General features: G+C 64.9%; 1 protein-coding gene. It reads right to left on the bottom strand.

Going from position 1 to position 824, the window contains the following annotated elements; translation table 11 throughout:
• On the bottom strand, nucleotides 1-824 hold an 824-nt coding region (locus HKD24_RS15170; protein WP_194260971.1), incomplete at both ends, for a Tn3 family transposase.

Below are 824 nucleotides of genomic sequence, written 5' to 3'. Positions count from 1 at the left end.
TAAACAGGTGCAAACGGCGTGCGGCGATATTCGGGATACGCGGCGCGAACCGGAACCCAAGCAGATGACATAGCGCGAACACATGGTCGGAGACGCCCCCGCCATCGACGTGATGCTCTTCGATGTGCAGATCGGCGCCGTGGTGGAGCAGCCCGTCGAGCACCTGTGCCGCCTCGCTCGCCGAAGCGGAGATAACTGTGGAATGGAACGGCGCGTAGCGATCCGAGACGTGGCTGTAAAAGGAGACAGCCGGCTCTGTCCCCTTGTGCGGATTGACTGCGCCGGTTGCCTGGGCGCGGCGGTCGAGCGGAAAGTTCTGACCGTCTGAGCTGGACGAGGTGCCGGACCCGAACAGCGCGGCCAGCGGCGCGGTGTGTTGGGCGTCGACAAGCCGGGCGAGCGCGCGACCGTAGGTTTCCTCGCGCAGATGCCATGAGGCGAGCCAACCGAGTTGGCGCTGGGTCACGAGATTGCAGGCTTCCGCCATGCGCGTATGGCCCAGATTGGTGGCATCGGCGAGCACCGCCGTGAGGATCGCACGTGGTTCATCCGCGGCACGGCCACTTTGCAGATGCGTGAAGCACTGGCTGAACCCGGTCCATCGATCGACTTCGGCAAGAAGGTCGGTGATGCGGATCGCGGGCAGATGCGCATAGAGCGGCGCAAGGGCGGTATCGGATTCCTCGGGAGTAATCGCCTTCAAGGGCGAAATCCGCAGCCTGCCCAAGCTGAGCTGCACGTCTTCCAGCGCGTCCGTCTCCGCCTTTCGCTCGACCTCGGCCAATCGACGGGCGAGGCGGGCGCGTCGTTCGGCCAGCCAGATA

The sequence above is a fragment of the Gluconobacter vitians genome, from assembly GCF_015244565.1.
Classification (GTDB): Bacteria; Pseudomonadota; Alphaproteobacteria; order Acetobacterales; family Acetobacteraceae; genus Gluconobacter; species Gluconobacter vitians.
The sequence above is the reverse complement of the archived record's forward strand: the minus strand, read 5'-3'. Positions and strand labels throughout refer to the sequence as shown.